At 65.0% G+C, this 13,995-nt stretch carries 11 protein-coding genes; 7 read left to right on the top strand and 4 right to left on the bottom strand.

Going from position 1 to position 13,995, the window contains the following annotated elements; all coding sequences use genetic code 11:
- The first annotated feature begins 13 nt into the window (after positions 1-13).
- The 4 genes from OU682_RS03470 to OU682_RS03455 all read left to right on the top strand — a co-directional run bounded on the left by OU682_RS03470 (position 14) and on the right by OU682_RS03455 (position 8,424).
- The gene (locus tag OU682_RS03470) at positions 14-1,756 is read left to right on the top strand and encodes a type I secretion system permease/ATPase (RefSeq protein WP_268940682.1); all 1,743 of its coding nucleotides are present in this window, start codon (positions 14-16) and stop codon (positions 1,754-1,756) included.
- On the top strand, positions 1,753-3,099 hold the full coding sequence (locus OU682_RS03465; protein WP_268940681.1) for an HlyD family type I secretion periplasmic adaptor subunit: 1,347 nt from the start codon (positions 1,753-1,755) through the stop codon (positions 3,097-3,099). Before OU682_RS03470 ends, OU682_RS03465 begins: the two co-directional genes overlap by 4 nt.
- Before the next feature lie 28 nt (positions 3,100-3,127).
- Positions 3,128-6,235 carry a CapA family protein gene (locus OU682_RS03460; RefSeq protein WP_268940680.1) on the top strand — a complete coding sequence of 1,036 codons (3,108 nt, stop codon included), beginning with the start codon at positions 3,128-3,130 and terminating at the stop codon, positions 6,233-6,235.
- A gap of 986 nt (positions 6,236-7,221) precedes the next feature.
- Positions 7,222-8,424 carry an alpha/beta hydrolase family protein gene (locus OU682_RS03455; RefSeq protein ID WP_268940679.1) on the top strand — a complete coding sequence of 401 codons (1,203 nt, stop codon included), beginning with the start codon at positions 7,222-7,224 and terminating at the stop codon, positions 8,422-8,424.
- Between the two features lie 189 nt (positions 8,425-8,613).
- Here OU682_RS03455 and OU682_RS03450 read toward each other — a convergent pair whose 3' ends face one another.
- The 4 genes from OU682_RS03450 to OU682_RS03435 form a co-directional block, all read right to left on the bottom strand.
- Entirely contained in the window at positions 8,614-9,666 is a 1,053-nt protein-coding gene (locus OU682_RS03450; protein ID WP_268940678.1) for an extracellular catalytic domain type 1 short-chain-length polyhydroxyalkanoate depolymerase, read from the bottom strand.
- Positions 9,667-9,688: 22 nt separating this feature from the next.
- Positions 9,689-10,105 carry a ribbon-helix-helix domain-containing protein gene (locus OU682_RS03445; protein WP_268940677.1) on the bottom strand — a complete coding sequence of 139 codons (417 nt, stop codon included), beginning with the start codon at positions 10,103-10,105 and terminating at the stop codon, positions 9,689-9,691.
- A gap of 600 nt (positions 10,106-10,705) precedes the next feature.
- On the bottom strand, positions 10,706-10,867 hold the full coding sequence (locus OU682_RS03440; protein WP_268940676.1) for a hypothetical protein: 162 nt from the start codon (positions 10,865-10,867) through the stop codon (positions 10,706-10,708).
- 186 nt (positions 10,868-11,053) lie between these two features.
- Positions 11,054-11,182 (bottom strand): hypothetical protein, encoded by a 129-nt coding sequence (locus OU682_RS03435; RefSeq protein ID WP_268940675.1) that lies wholly within the window; start codon positions 11,180-11,182, stop codon positions 11,054-11,056.
- A gap of 349 nt (positions 11,183-11,531) precedes the next feature.
- Between OU682_RS03435 and minC the strand changes: the two genes are divergently transcribed.
- The 3 genes from minC to minE are packed head-to-tail and all read left to right on the top strand — an operon-like array spanning position 11,532 to position 13,365.
- Complete coding sequence (minC, locus tag OU682_RS03430; RefSeq protein WP_268940674.1) at positions 11,532-12,242, top strand: septum site-determining protein MinC; 711 nt, start codon at positions 11,532-11,534, stop codon at positions 12,240-12,242.
- Positions 12,239-13,087 (top strand): septum site-determining protein MinD, encoded by an 849-nt coding sequence (minD, locus tag OU682_RS03425; RefSeq protein WP_268940673.1) that lies wholly within the window; start codon positions 12,239-12,241, stop codon positions 13,085-13,087. The genes minC and minD overlap by 4 nt, the downstream gene beginning before the upstream one ends.
- On the top strand, positions 13,084-13,365 hold the full coding sequence (gene minE / locus OU682_RS03420; protein ID WP_268940672.1) for a cell division topological specificity factor MinE: 282 nt from the start codon (positions 13,084-13,086) through the stop codon (positions 13,363-13,365). The genes minD and minE overlap by 4 nt, the downstream gene beginning before the upstream one ends.
- The last annotated feature ends 630 nt before the right edge of the window (positions 13,366-13,995 follow it).

Genomic DNA, 13,995 nt, shown 5'->3' with positions numbered 1-13,995 from the left:
CAGAAGGCAAATCATGGCCATAAGAGCGCGTCGGAAGCCCGGAACGGGAACGGTCATCAGGGCCGCCTGGGCTGTGTCCCGCCCGGGGCTGTTCGCCGCCTTCCTCTTCACGACGGTGTTCAACGTCCTGAAGTTCGCCTTGCCGCTTTACCTGCTGCAGGTCCTGGACCGCGTGCCCTCCAGCCGCAGCATCGAGACACTTGTGATGCTGACGATCGCGGTGCTGATCGCGGTCTTCTGCGGGATGTTGCTGGACATCATCCGGCGGCGGATGTTCGTCCGCTGGGGCAACTGGATCGAGGCGCAACTGGCGCCGCGCATCCTTCACCAGGGCCTGGCCGAGGCCCGCAGCGAGCGAAACGAGGACGACACCTCCCGCGGGCTGGACGACGTGGCCAGGCTGCGCACCTTCGTGGCAGAGACCCTTGCGTCCTGGATGGATGTCGTCTTTGCGCCCTTGTTCTTCCTGGGGGTCTTTCTGATCCACCCGACGCTGGGCTGGGTCGCCCTGGGCGCTCTGGTTCCCTTGTTCCTGGTCTCGGTCGCGGCCGATCAGATGACCCGCGACCAGCGCCGCGCGGTGGGGGACGCGGGCCGCGAAGCCGGTTCGATCCTGACCAGCGCCGAGGTCAACAGGGAAAGCGTCGGCGGCCTGGCGATGGCCAATACCCTGGCCGAACGCTGGCGCGGCGTTGCCGAATCGCGGGCGGGCGAACGCAACACGGCCCAGGGGCGCGATGTCACCTTCCGGGCCATCCTGCGCACGCTGAGCCAGTTGCTGCGGATCGCGATGATCGCCGTGGGCGTCTGGCTCTACGTTCAGGGATCGTTGACGCTGGGTGGCATCTTCGCGGCACGCATCCTAGCCGGCTTCGGCTTCACCCTGGCCGAAAAGGCCTTGGCGCGGTGGCGAAACCTGCGCGAGGCGCTTGCGTCCTATCGCAGCATCCGCAAGCGGCTGACGATCACGCAGACGTCCTCGATTTCGGTTCTTCCCAATCTCGAGGCCGACGACATCATCCTGGATGGGGTCACCTTCCGCTATCCGAACGAACGGCGCGACCTTTATCGCCGGCTGTCGCTGCGCTTCGGACCGGGGCAGATGCTGCTGATCAGCGGCAGCGCCGGCGTGGGCAAATCGACCCTTGCGCGGCTTCTTGTCGGAACGCTGAAGCCGCGCGACGGACAGGTTCGGATCGGCGACATGGAGATCTGCCGCCTGCCGCCCGAACTGCGGTCGCGGATGATCAGCTATCTTCCCCAGCATACCGAGATTTTTGACGGCACCGTGCGGGAAAACATCGCCCGGATGCAGAACGGCGACCTGCTGGACGTGATGGCGGCCGCAAGGCTGGTGGGGATCCACGATCTCATCATCCAGCTGCCCGAGGGCTATGACACCGTGATCGGCCCCAGCTATCCCGGGCTGTCGGGCAGTCAGCGCAAGCGCATCGCGATTGCGCGCGCCTTTTACGGGCGTCCGCGCATGATCGTGATGGACGAACCCACCGCCAACCTCGACCGCGTGTCCCGCCGGATGCTGGACGCGGCCCTGGCCCAGCGGAAGGCCGCGGGAACGTCGCTGGTGATCACGCAGTCGCTCCATTCCGAACGATCCGCGGCCATGGCCGATGTCACGCTGTTCCTGAGCGAAAGCAAGCACGAGATCCGCAAGGGCGGCGGTGGCGGCGGTGGCGGCGGCGGCGAGGACCAGCGCGGCGCGGTCCGTCCCAACAGACTGAGGAGGATCAAGTGAGCGTAAGCGAGGAAACCCCCGCCGCCGTTCCGGTCTGGCTCAATCCCCGGATCGAGGATCGTAGGCCCTTCGGCCGGGTGCTGATCGCTTGCGGGTTCGCCGTCATCATGGTGTCCGGCGGGGCCTTTTATGGATGGGCCTCGACCGCCCCGGTCGCGGGGGCCGTGGTCGCGCCCGGCGTCATCAATGTCGATTCCAACGTCCGCGCCATCCAGCATCTGGAAGGCGGCATCCTGAAGGAGATCCTGGTCCGCGAGGGCGACCCGGTCCAGGGTGGGCAGGTCCTGCTGCGGCTGGACGACACCGCCACCAGTTCCAGCCGGAACGAGTTGCTGGGGCAGTATTACGAAGGCCTTGCGGCCGAGGCGCGCCTGCTTGCGGAACAGGCCGGGGCCGACAAGATCGACTTTCCCAAGGAGTTGACCGACAAGTTCGGCGATGCCGCGATCGCGCGCGCCATGAAGGGGCAAGAGGATATCTTCAAGTCCCGCGTGTCGCTGCTGGCGGAACGGCTGGCCATCGGCGATCGCACGCGCAAGCAGCTAGACAGCCAGATCCAGGGTTTGAGGGACCAGATCGCCGCGGCCGAACGGCGCCTTGCCCTGCTGCGCGAGGAAGCTACCCAGATCGAGAGCCTGCTGGCCAAGAACCTTGTTCCCATTACGCGGCAACTGGACATCCGGCGTTCGACCGCCGAACTGGAAGGTGAGATCGCCAGCTATCAGGCCGCAATCGCAACCGCCGAACAGAGGATCGAGGAAGAGGCCCTTCGCATGGCCGACCTTCGCAACACCCAGGCGAACGAGGTCGTCGAAGAGCTGCGCACCACCCGCGCCCGCAACTATGAGCTGACCGAGCAGCTGCGGACCGCCGAGGACGTGCTGGAGCGCGGCGAGATACGCTCGCCCGTCGCCGGCGTGGTGAAGGGCCTCCAGGTGCACACGATCGGGGGCGTCATCTCTCCCGGACAGACGCTGATGGAAATCGTCCCCGTCAGCGACAAGCTGGTCGTCCAGGCGACCATCGACCCGATGGACATCGACCAGGTGCGCCCGGACATGTCCGCCCAGGTCTGGCTGGCGGCCCTGAACCGCCGCACCGAAGCGCCCTTCGAAGGCCGGGTCACGACGGTGTCGGCGGACCGGCTGGTCGATCAGGTGACGGGCGCGCCCTATTACCTCGCGCGGGTGGAACTCGACAACGCTTCGCTGGCCGACGAGACCGTGCCGATCCAGGCGGGCATGAGCGCCGAAGTCATGATCCGCACGGGCGACCGGACCACGTGGGAATACCTGATGACGCCCCTTGTCCAGTTCTTCCGGAACAGCCTGCGGGAAAGCTGAAAAGACCCCAATGACGGAGAGGATCCCCATGCAAATCGACCAGAGCAGCTTTATCCTTCCTGGCAATGTCTATTCTCGCGGCGCCATTTTCCGCGCGACCTCCGCGGAAGCCGCGGAAAAGGTGATCGACCCTCAGGCCATCCGCCGCCTGCGTCGCGCATTGGCCTTCATGCGTCCCGCGATCCTGGACTTTCCGGGCGGACGCCGCCTGCGTCGATCCGAGACCGCCTGGCCCGCCGCCGCGGTGGCCGAGGTGATGGCCGTCATCGCGCAACGCTATGTCGCGTGGCCGGTGTCGTTCAGTGCCTATCGCCCCGCCGATGCCGGGCGCGCCGCCGAGGGTGAAGGCACGGCGGACGGCGAGACCGCTGCGCAGACCGAGCGCCCGGCGGACAGCGAGCGCGCCGCGGAAGGCGAGAGCGCTGCGGAGGGCACAGGCGCCGCGGATGGCGAGGAAAACGCGCCCACGTCCCGCCAGGCGCAGGGCACTGCCATCTTCGAGACGACGAATGCGCAGATCGGCCTGGCCGCCGCGCAAGCCGGATTCGCGGTCGCGCAGGCGCTGGTGGACGGTGTCCAGGGCCCTCAGCTGCGCAGCGCCGTGCGGAACGCGCTGCGCGGGTACCTGAAGGCGACGCTGCCCGTGACCCCGGGTGCCGACGGGCTGCTTCTGGCGAAAATGGCCGGACAACGCGGCCTTCCGTGGCATGTCGTCACCGGCTCCAAGTATATCCGCGTGGGGCTGGGCCCGCAGGCCCGGTTCCTGAAGGGAACGGAATCGACCACGACCAGTTCGATCGGCGTCAAGCTTGCCGGTGATAAGAGCATGGCCAACCGCCTGCTGGCCGAGGCCGGGCTGCCGGTGGCCAAGCAGCGCACCGCCCGCACCGAGGAGGAGGCCGTGGCCGCTGCCGGTGAGCTGGGCTATCCGCTTGTCATCAAGCCCTTTGACGGCAACATGGGCAGGGATGTGACCCTGGCCATCTCGAACGAGGACGAAGTGCGCGCGGCATTCGCCCGCGCTGTGCGCCGTTCTGAAAAGGCCGTGATCGAGACGATGATCATGGGCGACGAAATGCGGCTGCTGGTCGGCAACGGCAAGCTGCTTTCGGTGACGGTCCGGCGGCCCGCCCAGGTCATTGGCGACGGCACGCGTACTGTCGCGCAACTGGTCAGGGAAGAGAACAGGCGCCCGGAACGCGACACGCTTCTGAAGGGCTCCTATGCCTTGATGAAGTTGATCCAGCTGGACGAGGACGCCCTGGCGCTGCTGACGAAGCAGGGACTCACGCCGGATTCGGTTCCCGAGGAGGGGCGGCAGGTGTTCCTGCGGCTGGAATCCAACGTGTCCCGCGGCGGCTCGTCGCTGGATGTGACGGACCAGATTCATCCGTCCATCATCCGCGCTGCCGAAGCCGCCTCGCGCGTCCTGCACATCGACGTCTGCGGGGTCGATTTCGTCACCACCGACCTGAGCCGTCCCTGGCAGGAAACCGGAGGCGCGATCTGCGAGATCAACAGCCGTCCCGGCCTGCACATGCAGGTGCTTACCGCCCCCGAGGAACGGCGCGAATCCATCGTGTCGGGCGCGTTCGATGCCCTGCTTGGCGAAGCCGCGAGCCAGAGCCTGCCCGTGGTCGCGCTTGTCGGGCCGATCGAGGCGACCAGGGGACTGCGCCAGACCCTGGAGACGCTGGCCCAACGTGCCGGCCGCAAGCTCGGGATCGTCGGCGAGGCCGGACGGCTGGCCCCATCCAGCCAGCCGCTGAAGACAGTGGCGGATCTGTTCCAGGCCAATGACATCGACGCTGCCGTGATCCTTGTGAAGCCCCGGGACCTGCTGGAACAGGGGCTGGGCTTGCCGCGCATCGCGGCGGCGCTGATGCCGCCGGATCTTGGCGCGCGGACCGGGGGGGTGCGCAGGCTTCTCAACAGGGTCGCGAACCGCGCGGTGGTGACGGCAGACGATCCTGCCGCGCTGGAACGCCTTGCGACGGCACTGAACCTGCCGACGGACTCGCTCGCCTCGACCTGGCCGGCGGCGCGGGAACCGCTCTCGGCCGAAGATGATGGCCGCAACAAGAACGCGGGCGCCTACACCGTCCTGTTCGCCGGGGACGTGGGCTTCGGCGAATCCTATCTCAAGTCCCCGCGCATGGCCGGACTGCGGGAAGTTCTGTCCTCGCAGGGCCACGGACATTCCATCAGCAACCTTGTCGGGTTGCTGCAAAGCGCGGATCACGTCATCGGCAACCTCGAGGTGCCGCTGGCCGAAAGCCCGGACCCGGCGCTTGCCGGCCGCAAGAACTATCTCGGCTGGAGCGATGCGGACCGCACCGTCGCGGCGCTGCGCGAGGCGGGCTTTGACGCCCTGAGCCTTGCCAACAACCATGCCCTGGATTGCGGCGCCGCCGGACTGGCCGAGACGATCCGGCGCCTTGATGACGCCGGCATCAGGCACTTCGGCGCCGGCGCAAGCCGCGACGACGCGCAGAGGCCCTATCTGCACAGCTTCTCGGCCGGAGGGTCGCCGCGCACGCTGGTCGTGTTCGGCGGGTTCGAATATCGCACCCGCTATCAGCAGCAATATCGCTGGTACGCCTCGCGGGCGGTGGCGGGTGTCGGAGTGATCTCGCCACGCTGGATCGGCGAATGGATCAAGGCCAACGGCAGCGGCCTGACAAATCCGACTTTCGTGGCCTTCCCGCACTGGGGCACCGACTATGAAGGCATCACCAAGACCCAGCGTGACACGGCGTCCGAGCTGATCGATCAGGGCATCGACCTCATCATCGGTCACGGGGCGCATGTCGCCCAGCCGGTCGAGATCGTCGGGGGCAAGACCGTCGTCTTCAACCTGGGCAACTTCATCTGGAACACGCCCGGCCGCTTCGACCGCTTCAAGGCACCACCCTATGGGGTCGCCGCGGCGCTGCGCTTCAACGAAGACGCCGGCTCGGTTCCGACGTTGAACCTGTATCCCCTGATGATCGACAACGAGGTCACGAACTTCCAGAGCCGTCCCGTGACCGGGCTCGAGGTGGAGCCCTCGCTCGAGGTACTGACTCAGGCGCTTCCCAGCCGCCCGCCTGCGGCCAACGACAGCATAGGCCACCATCTTCGCTTGGCCATCTGACCTTGCGCAGGCCTCGGATCATGACATGGCTGACGACATCCCGCATGTCGTCAGCGCATGCGTTCATAGGCAAAGTTTCGCGGACACAATCCCCTAAACCTCCTAACATATTGAATAGACGCAGCGTCTGATAAATAGAACAGCGATCGCCTGCTGATGGTCAGACTGCAAATCGGCATAGGATCGCCTATAGGTTGTATTAATGGAACCTTTCTCATCCTTTGGTTGACTCTAACATAATGTCCGGGTAATTCCTTGGGTGAGCACCAGGGAATGCGAAGGAGGTTTTCGCGATAACATTGAAATTTCTGGCGATAATCGGTGACAGTTTAGTTATTGGTTGCCGTAGACCAAGAATCCCTTTTTCTCCTGGATAAGATTCCACGGGCACAAGGCGTAATTCTCTTCAGGTAATTCATGACAAGCAGACAGCAGATCGACTGCCGTTATGGCGTGTCCTTCGGAAACACCTGACCATGTAGCAGGATTTGCAAACGGCCTCTTTTATCCGTCAGGACCAGAAGAAGGCCAAAGCGGACCAGGCGCTGATTGCATGCCGCCTGACCCCCCAACCAGATTGAACCAGTCGAACAGGCTCGGGCGGATTTCTCCGCCGGATGGATCACCCATGCCGAAGAGCCTTGTCGATGAACAAAAAACCATGATCCGAAAGGCTTTGCGCCTTTTCGGAACGGAAAGGAGATTGAACAAGGGCAAGACCAGCCAGACAAACATGTCGGTGGATTGATAGCTAGCTTGTTGACGTATTTTCGTCGCAGCCCGCCATCGCGCAATTTCCAGCCTTTGCAGGAATGTTGACAGGCCACGCTGACCAACCGGCCAGCGAGGGCGCGGGCATCCCTTGCCGAACGGCAGGCAGGATCCATCCATCGTTCATTGCAGAACACATCACAACGCAATCAACCAGACGGGCGGCATAACGCCTGCTGACAAAAAAACACGACTCTTCGAGGGATTGATCAAATATGGCACTCAACCTGTCCGCTGCCCCGCGGGGCGAACAGACCCTGGACGTGAACTTCGGCGGCACCACGCTGAAAACCTTCACCTATCGCCCCGACGGCGAGATCAAGGGCGTACTGCTGAACTTCCATGGCTCCAGCCGAAATGCCGAAGGCGCGCGCGACGCGGCCATCAGGATTGCGGATGAAAAGGGCCTTTACGTGGTTGCGCCGTTGTTCGAGGAGTCCGACTTCTCGGGCAAGGACTACCAGATGGGCGGCATCGTCGGCAGCAACGGCCAGCTTCGCTCGCAGGACGACTGGACCATCTCGCTTGTCGACGACATCGCCGAATGGGCCCATGCCAAGGTGGGCAACGACCCTGCCGACGAAACCATCGGCTTCGGTCATTCGGGGGGCGCCCAGTTCCTCAGCCGCGTGGCAGCCTTCGGCCCCGACATCTTCGACAAGATGATCGTCGCGAACGCGTCGACCCATGTGCGTGCAAGCCTGTCCGAAGACCTGCCCTATGGCTTCGGCGGCGACCTGTCGTCCGCTGACCGGGAGGCCTATCTCAAGGACTATCTTGCCGACCCGGTGACGATCTATGCGGGTTCGGCAGACGACGACCCGAATGCCTCGGACCTGGCGACCGGCTCGGCAGCCATGCGCCAGGGCGACAACCGGCTGGAACGGGCCGAATTCGTCTATGAGGAGGCCAAGGAGCTTGCCGAGTCCAAGGGCTGGGATTTCAACTGGGAACTGGTCGTCGCTGACGGGGTGACGCATTCGGCGCGCAAGATGTTCAACGCGCCCGAGTTCGACGAGGCCTTCGACGGACGGACCGGAGGCGGCGGCGGTTCGGCACCCCAGACCCCGGGAACCCAGACCCCGGCACCCCAGATCCCCGCGCCCTCGACCAGTGATGTGTTCGAATTCGACACTGCGTCCGAATGGGACGGCACGGTCATCGACGATTTCGCGCAGGGCGATGTGTTCGACTTCAGCGGCATCGACGCGAACACGACGCGAAGGGGTGACCAGGCCTTCGACTTCCTGGGTCTGGCCGGCTCGGGCGCCTTCACCACGGACGGCGCAGAAATCCGGGTGCGCCATTATCAGGGCGATACCTATCTGTACCTCAACACCGATGGGGACAGATCCTACGAGGCCAAGGGCATGATCGAAGGCATTCACGACCTGACAGCCAGCGACTTCCTGCTGTAACGGTCGCATGACCTTCCGGCGGGACCCACAGGGTCCCGCCTTTCCTGTCCGACCCTGCATGACGGCCGCATCCGCGTCTTCAACGTCCGGCGGGACAAAGCGGTACGGGCTCCGTGTCGAAGTGAGGTCGTCAAGGCAATCAGGCAGGTGGATGGCAGCACATCCGCAGGAGACCTGTTTCGCGAAGGCTCAACGACGGGGCCCGGGCCGTTCCGTTCCGGGCTGCCCCAGAAAGAAGCGCACCATCTCGGCGCTGGCATCAGGGCCCTGAAGGTCGGTGTAGGACCCGCCAGGCCTGCCGCCGGACCAGGCATGGCCCAGACCCTCGACTACCCAGTGATCCAGAAGAACGCGGCCATCCAGTGCCGTCGTGATCTCTCGGCGATAGGCGCGCTTGCCCGCCTTCCCCGTTGTCTGGTCAAGCACCGTCTGCTCTGGCCCCGCGGCCAGCGTATCCGCGGCAATCCGCTCTCCATTCGAGGGGTGCACGGTGCGGTCCGCGCTGCCATGAAAGACGATGGTGGGCGTCGGAACGGATCCCCGCCGAGCCGAGGCATCGGCTGCACCGCCGCCCATCGCCGCAAAGGCCGAGGGCACGTCCCTGGCCGCGCCGAAGGGCAGGCCCGAATGAGCGCCGACGGCTGCAAAGACACGGGGATGGGTCTGGCCCAGGATCACCGCCATGGCCGCGCCTGCCGACAGCCCGGCAACGAAGATCCGATCCTGTGGCACCCGATGCCGGGCCGCCACGTCCAGGACCATCTGCGCGAGGATCTCGGGCTCGCCCCGACCGGGGCGCTGATCGCCCGGGCTGAACCAGTTCCAGCAGGACTGGGCGTTCTCGCCGCGGCATTGCTGCGGATAGACGACGATCAGCCGGTGCTCTTCGGCCAAGGCGTTCATGCCGGTGCCCCGCGCGAAATCGGCATGGGTCTGCGTGCAGCCGTGCAGCATCAGCACCATCCCCCGGATGCCCTGCGGGGCCGAGGCGGGCACATAGGTCATGTATTCGCGGCTTCCGGCGGCACAGGTGAAGCGGTCCGCCTTGAAGCTGGCGCCGGACGGCATGGAGTCCGAAACGGGTGCTGCGGACGGGGCCGTGAAGGGCGGCTCGAAGCCCGCCTGCCCGCCGGGCATGGTCAGCCCATGGCGGGCCAGGGTACGCTGCACCAGATCGCTGGCGCCTTCAAGGCGCAGGCCGTCCATCGCCCGGCGCAGGGCGCCCATGTCCAGAGGTTTCATCGGTTCGTCCTTTGCAAAGGGGTCAGTGAATGCGATCGGCCAGGGCTTTCCTGACCTCGGGGCTGGCTTGCAGCGCGCCCAGGACCGAGATCGACCCGATCGTGGCCCGCGCCAGTTCCGGCGTCACGTCGGCGGCAATGCGCGCGAGGCCCACGACCTTGACATGCAGCACCTCGCCCGCGTCGAGCAGGGCTTGAAGCTCGGCCCCGCCGAAGTCGCGGAGCCCGAGATCCATCGTGTGGCGTTCGATGGTGCGGGCCACGACATCGCGATGGCTGTCCAACTGGTTGCGAATGGCGGTGCGGATGAAATCGCTGCGGTTGGAATAGAACCCTTCCTGCACCAGCAGGTCGATCCGGCCCAGATCAACATAGCCCAAGTTAAGGGTAATCTTTTCACTGTCGGGCGTCTTGTCCCGCAGGGTGCGTATCTCTGCCATCACGATTCTCCATCCACGTGGATGGTATATGGATGTTCCACGGCGAAAGGCAAGCAGGAATTTTCATCCCATGGAGACGCGGCCTCCGATGGCGGAGCAGCAAGGATCACATGCTGCGCCCTTTGCCTGCCTCTCTTTGCTGGAAGGCGCTGTCCGCGCGCGCTTTTCGGGGGAGGATTTCAATTATGACTTGCACGATATGCAAGCGGACAATACCTTGTGGTTGCGAGTCCTGCTCGCACTTACCCCAGAGGACCCTGTGCGCCACGACACGCACAGGGTCTTTTGCTATCTGCGGGAAGGTCGCCGTCATGGCGCGGCTTTCGTTCCCCATGCCGCAGAAGGGTGGCAGCCTTTCGGGCTGGATGGCCGTCGCATACCGGATGGCACATGCGCCACAAAGCATCTTGCCGGCTACGGCCGATGGAGCCTGGACGCAAGCCGGGGCCGTGAAGGGACTGGCCCGACCTTCGCCTGATCCCGGCCTGTCTCATCACGCAAAAGGAAACCGCGCAGCCCGGGTGACCGGCCCGCGCGGGGTTTCAAGCGTGCAGCCGGCGCCCGGAGGACGCCGCCTGCCCGGCTGTCCTGTCCGGCCAGCTACTGGTTTTCCTGCGGGTTGCCCGGCGTCTTGCCGGTCTTTGCGGGGTTCATGACATCGAACTCCTCGGGCGAATGGGGAACGCCCTCGTGCTCGCCCTGGCCATGCTGGCGCGGGGGATCGGTGGCGGGATTGGGCTGCTTGGGCCGTTCACGGGTCATGCTGGGTCCTCCTGTCTGTCAACACATCCCGAAGGCCGATGTTCCGCATGTCCTGCAACGGGAAACGGTATGTGTGTCAATTGCACGGTGGCATGCCTAGAGGCTGGCAGAATGGCCCCGGAAAGGGGCTGCCTAGGTCAGGGTGACAAGGGTCTGGCGGCGATGTGTAGCCGGCCCATCAACTCGTCAGTTCCATGTCACGACGTAGGGGCCGAAGCAGTAGCGGCGCGCGGTGACGTTTCCTCGTTTGTCAGCGACGGAAAAGACACCGATCGTCCATTCGAGCGGATTGCAGGCAAGGCTGAGGACAGGCATGGGGGCATTCCTTAAGCTGGTGCTGGAAACCCAACAGCCGTCACCCCCGATAAGGTTCCGACCCTGCAGACACCAACAGCCAACCTGATGCAGCAAAGGAACACAATGCGCCGCCGGCGCTGTCCTTTAGATGATCCGGCTGGGCTGCCTGAGCGGAGTTTCTGCCCGGATCCGTTCCCGGTCTTTACAAGTTGGCGGGTTCCTGCTGAAACCCTGAAGGGCTTCTTTCTTCTGACCGCCGGTCGTGACAAATAAGCCACAACAAGAGCGGGGCGAATCGCGATCCGCCACAGAGCAGGAGCAGAGTTTCGAGGTGTCTGATCGATACGCGCGGGCCCGACATGACTCCATGCCGGCAAAGGTAGCCGCGTTGCAGGTGCGCGGCCGCTTCCTGACCGTGCTGGCGCTTCGCATCGACACCGATCGCGCGGATGGCCCCTTCTACGCGCAGCTTGACGAGCAGTTTCGCAAGACGCCGCAGTTCTTCTCGGGCGCGCCGGTGGTGCTGGATTTCGCCAACGTCCCCGGCCTCGACGACCCCGATCGTATCCGCGAGCTGGTGGACAACCTGCGTCGCCGCGAGTTGCGCGTCTTCGGAGTGCAGAACGCCCCGGGCTTTGACGAAGCGGCGCTGCAAACGCTGGGCCTGATCCCCGTGAACACGGGCCGCGACGCCCCCCTGCCCCGCGAAACCACGCCCGCCCCTGCGGCCGCTGCCGCGCCGCGCCCGGCCGAGAACAAGGTCATCCGCTCGCCGGTGCGTTCGGGCCAGATGGTCGTGGCCGAACATGGCGACCTCACGGTGATCGGCTCGGTCGCCTCGGGGGCCGAACTGGTCGCTGCGGGGAACATCCACGTCTATGGCTCGTTGCGGGGCCGCGCGATCGCGGGCTGCCATGGCAATGAAAGCGCCCATATCTTCTGCCAGGACCTGAACGCCGAACTGGTCGCCATCGCGGGGCTTTACCAGACAAGCGAATCGCTTGAGGACGCCGCCCGCCAACGCTGTACCCACATATATCTGGAGGACGAGAAACTTCGCATGGAGGTGATCGCATGACAACGGAAGCCAAGAAGAATCCGCCCCTCGGGCGGGTCATCGTGATCACCTCGGGCAAGGGGGGCGTCGGCAAGACGACCTCGGCCGCGGCGATCTCGGCGGGGCTTGCCAAGCAGGGCTTCAAGACGGTCGTGATCGACTTCGACGTGGGGCTGCGCAACCTGGACATGATCATGGGCTGCGAGCGGCGCGTGGTCTTCGACTTCATCAACGTCATCCAGGGCGACGCCAAGCTCAAGCAGGCGCTGATCAAGGACAAGCGGCTCGACACCCTGGCGATCCTGCCCACCTCCCAGACCCGCGACAAGGATGCCCTGACGAAGGAGGGGGTCGAGCAGATCCTCAAGGAACTGAAGGCCGAGTTCGACTATATCGTCTGCGACAGCCCCGCCGGCATCGAGCGCGGCGCCCAGATGGCGATGTATTACGCGGACGAGGCTGTGGTCGTCACCAATCCCGAGGTGTCGTCGGTGCGCGACAGCGACCGGGTGCTGGGCCTTCTGAGCAGCCAGACCAAGCGGGCCGAGACCGAGGGCGCCGAGCCCATCAAGGCCCAGGTCCTGCTGACGCGCTATGACCAGGAGCGCGTGGACAAGGGCGAGATGATGACGGTCGAGGACGTGCTGGAGATCCTGGCCGTGCCGCTTCTGGGCGTCGTTCCCGAAAGCAAGGCGGTCCTGAAGGCCTCGAACGTGGGCACGCCGGTCGTGCTGGACGAGCCCTCGGCCGCGTCCCGCGCCTACGAGGATGCGGTGGCCCGCCTGACCGGAACCCAGGTCGAGATGCGCATCGTGGGGGAACGCCGTCCCGGCCTGTTCCAGCGACTGTTCGGACGCGCGACATGAGCCTGTTCGATCTCATTCGCAAGCCCCGCCCCGCCAAGACCGCGCAGACGGCCAAGGACCGGCTGCAGATCCTTCTTGCGCACGAGCGCGGCAGCGGCGGAGGCAGTGGCGAGGCCAACTATCTGCCGATGCTGCAGCGCGACATCATTGCCGCGATCCGCAAGCACATCCCGATCGGAGACAACGATGTCGAGGTCCGGATGGAGCGGGGCGACCAGATGTCGAGCCTGGAGATCAACATCGAACTGCCCGGAGCGACCCCGTCCAAGGCAGGCTGACGACGCCACTCGCACGTCCCGCAGGCCCGGAGCGATCCCGGCATCCTGGACCGCTGTCCCCATCTGCCGTCGAGTGAGTTGAAAGGCCCGACGCCGGAGCGGCATGGATGTCGTTCAATGGCCTGTTGACCAACTGACTTGCGCGATCAGCAGTGATATGCAGGGTCTAGGTGGGCTGGGGATTGTGCAGTAGGTTCCTGCGGCGCAAGGGCGAGAGTGGCCTGTGATAGGAGCGCAAGCCCCCCTTCCCTGCCCGCAATACCCTCGCCTCGATAAAGGCTCGTCGCAGCCTGCGACACCTCGACCATTGCGCTGAACCTCCCTGAGCAACGTTTATCCCCTTGGCTGCGCCTGTCCGAACCTCAACTTCGGCCTCCGTGATCCGCTCGCCCGTAAGTGCCGGCCTTCTGCGCATAGAGTCGGCAGCGGCCCTTTGGCGCAGCGTTTGGATGCATAGTCCGCCGTGGCTTATTCTTCGTGTCAGGCTTAGGTCGCCGATCCCCTACCCTCTCGAAAGATCAGGGGCGACTGCCAGCGTTATCTACGACCGCGCGGCGTGGCGGGGGCTGGTCTTCTGGCGCTGGTGATCCTGGCTCTGTGCATTGTGCAGGTTGGCCCGGCGCTGGTGGT

Source organism: Paracoccus benzoatiresistens (assembly GCF_026913015.1).
Classification (GTDB): Bacteria; Pseudomonadota; Alphaproteobacteria; order Rhodobacterales; family Rhodobacteraceae; genus Paracoccus; species Paracoccus benzoatiresistens.
The sequence above is the reverse complement of the archived record's forward strand: the minus strand, read 5'-3'. Positions and strand labels throughout refer to the sequence as shown.

What these genes read in the sequence shown, in the direction of transcription:
- OU682_RS03470 (WP_268940682.1), top strand. Translation starts at nt 14, where the DNA reads ATGGCCATAAGAGCGCGTCGGAAGCCCGGAACGGGAACGGTCATCAGG.
- OU682_RS03460 (WP_268940680.1), top strand. Translation starts at nt 3,128, where the DNA reads ATGCAAATCGACCAGAGCAGCTTTATCCTTCCTGGCAATGTCTATTCT.
- OU682_RS03455 (WP_268940679.1), top strand. Translation starts at nt 7,222, where the DNA reads ATGGCACTCAACCTGTCCGCTGCCCCGCGGGGCGAACAGACCCTGGAC.
- OU682_RS03450 (WP_268940678.1), bottom strand. Translation starts at nt 9,666, where the DNA reads ATGAAACCTCTGGACATGGGCGCCCTGCGCCGGGCGATGGACGGCCTG.
- OU682_RS03445 (WP_268940677.1), bottom strand. Translation starts at nt 10,105, where the DNA reads ATGGCAGAGATACGCACCCTGCGGGACAAGACGCCCGACAGTGAAAAG.
- OU682_RS03440 (WP_268940676.1), bottom strand. Translation starts at nt 10,867, where the DNA reads ATGACCCGTGAACGGCCCAAGCAGCCCAATCCCGCCACCGATCCCCCG.
- OU682_RS03435 (WP_268940675.1), bottom strand. Translation starts at nt 11,182, where the DNA reads ATGCCTGTCCTCAGCCTTGCCTGCAATCCGCTCGAATGGACGATCGGT.
- minC (WP_268940674.1), top strand. Translation starts at nt 11,532, where the DNA reads ATGCCGGCAAAGGTAGCCGCGTTGCAGGTGCGCGGCCGCTTCCTGACC.
- minD (WP_268940673.1), top strand. Translation starts at nt 12,239, where the DNA reads ATGACAACGGAAGCCAAGAAGAATCCGCCCCTCGGGCGGGTCATCGTG.
- minE (WP_268940672.1), top strand. Translation starts at nt 13,084, where the DNA reads ATGAGCCTGTTCGATCTCATTCGCAAGCCCCGCCCCGCCAAGACCGCG.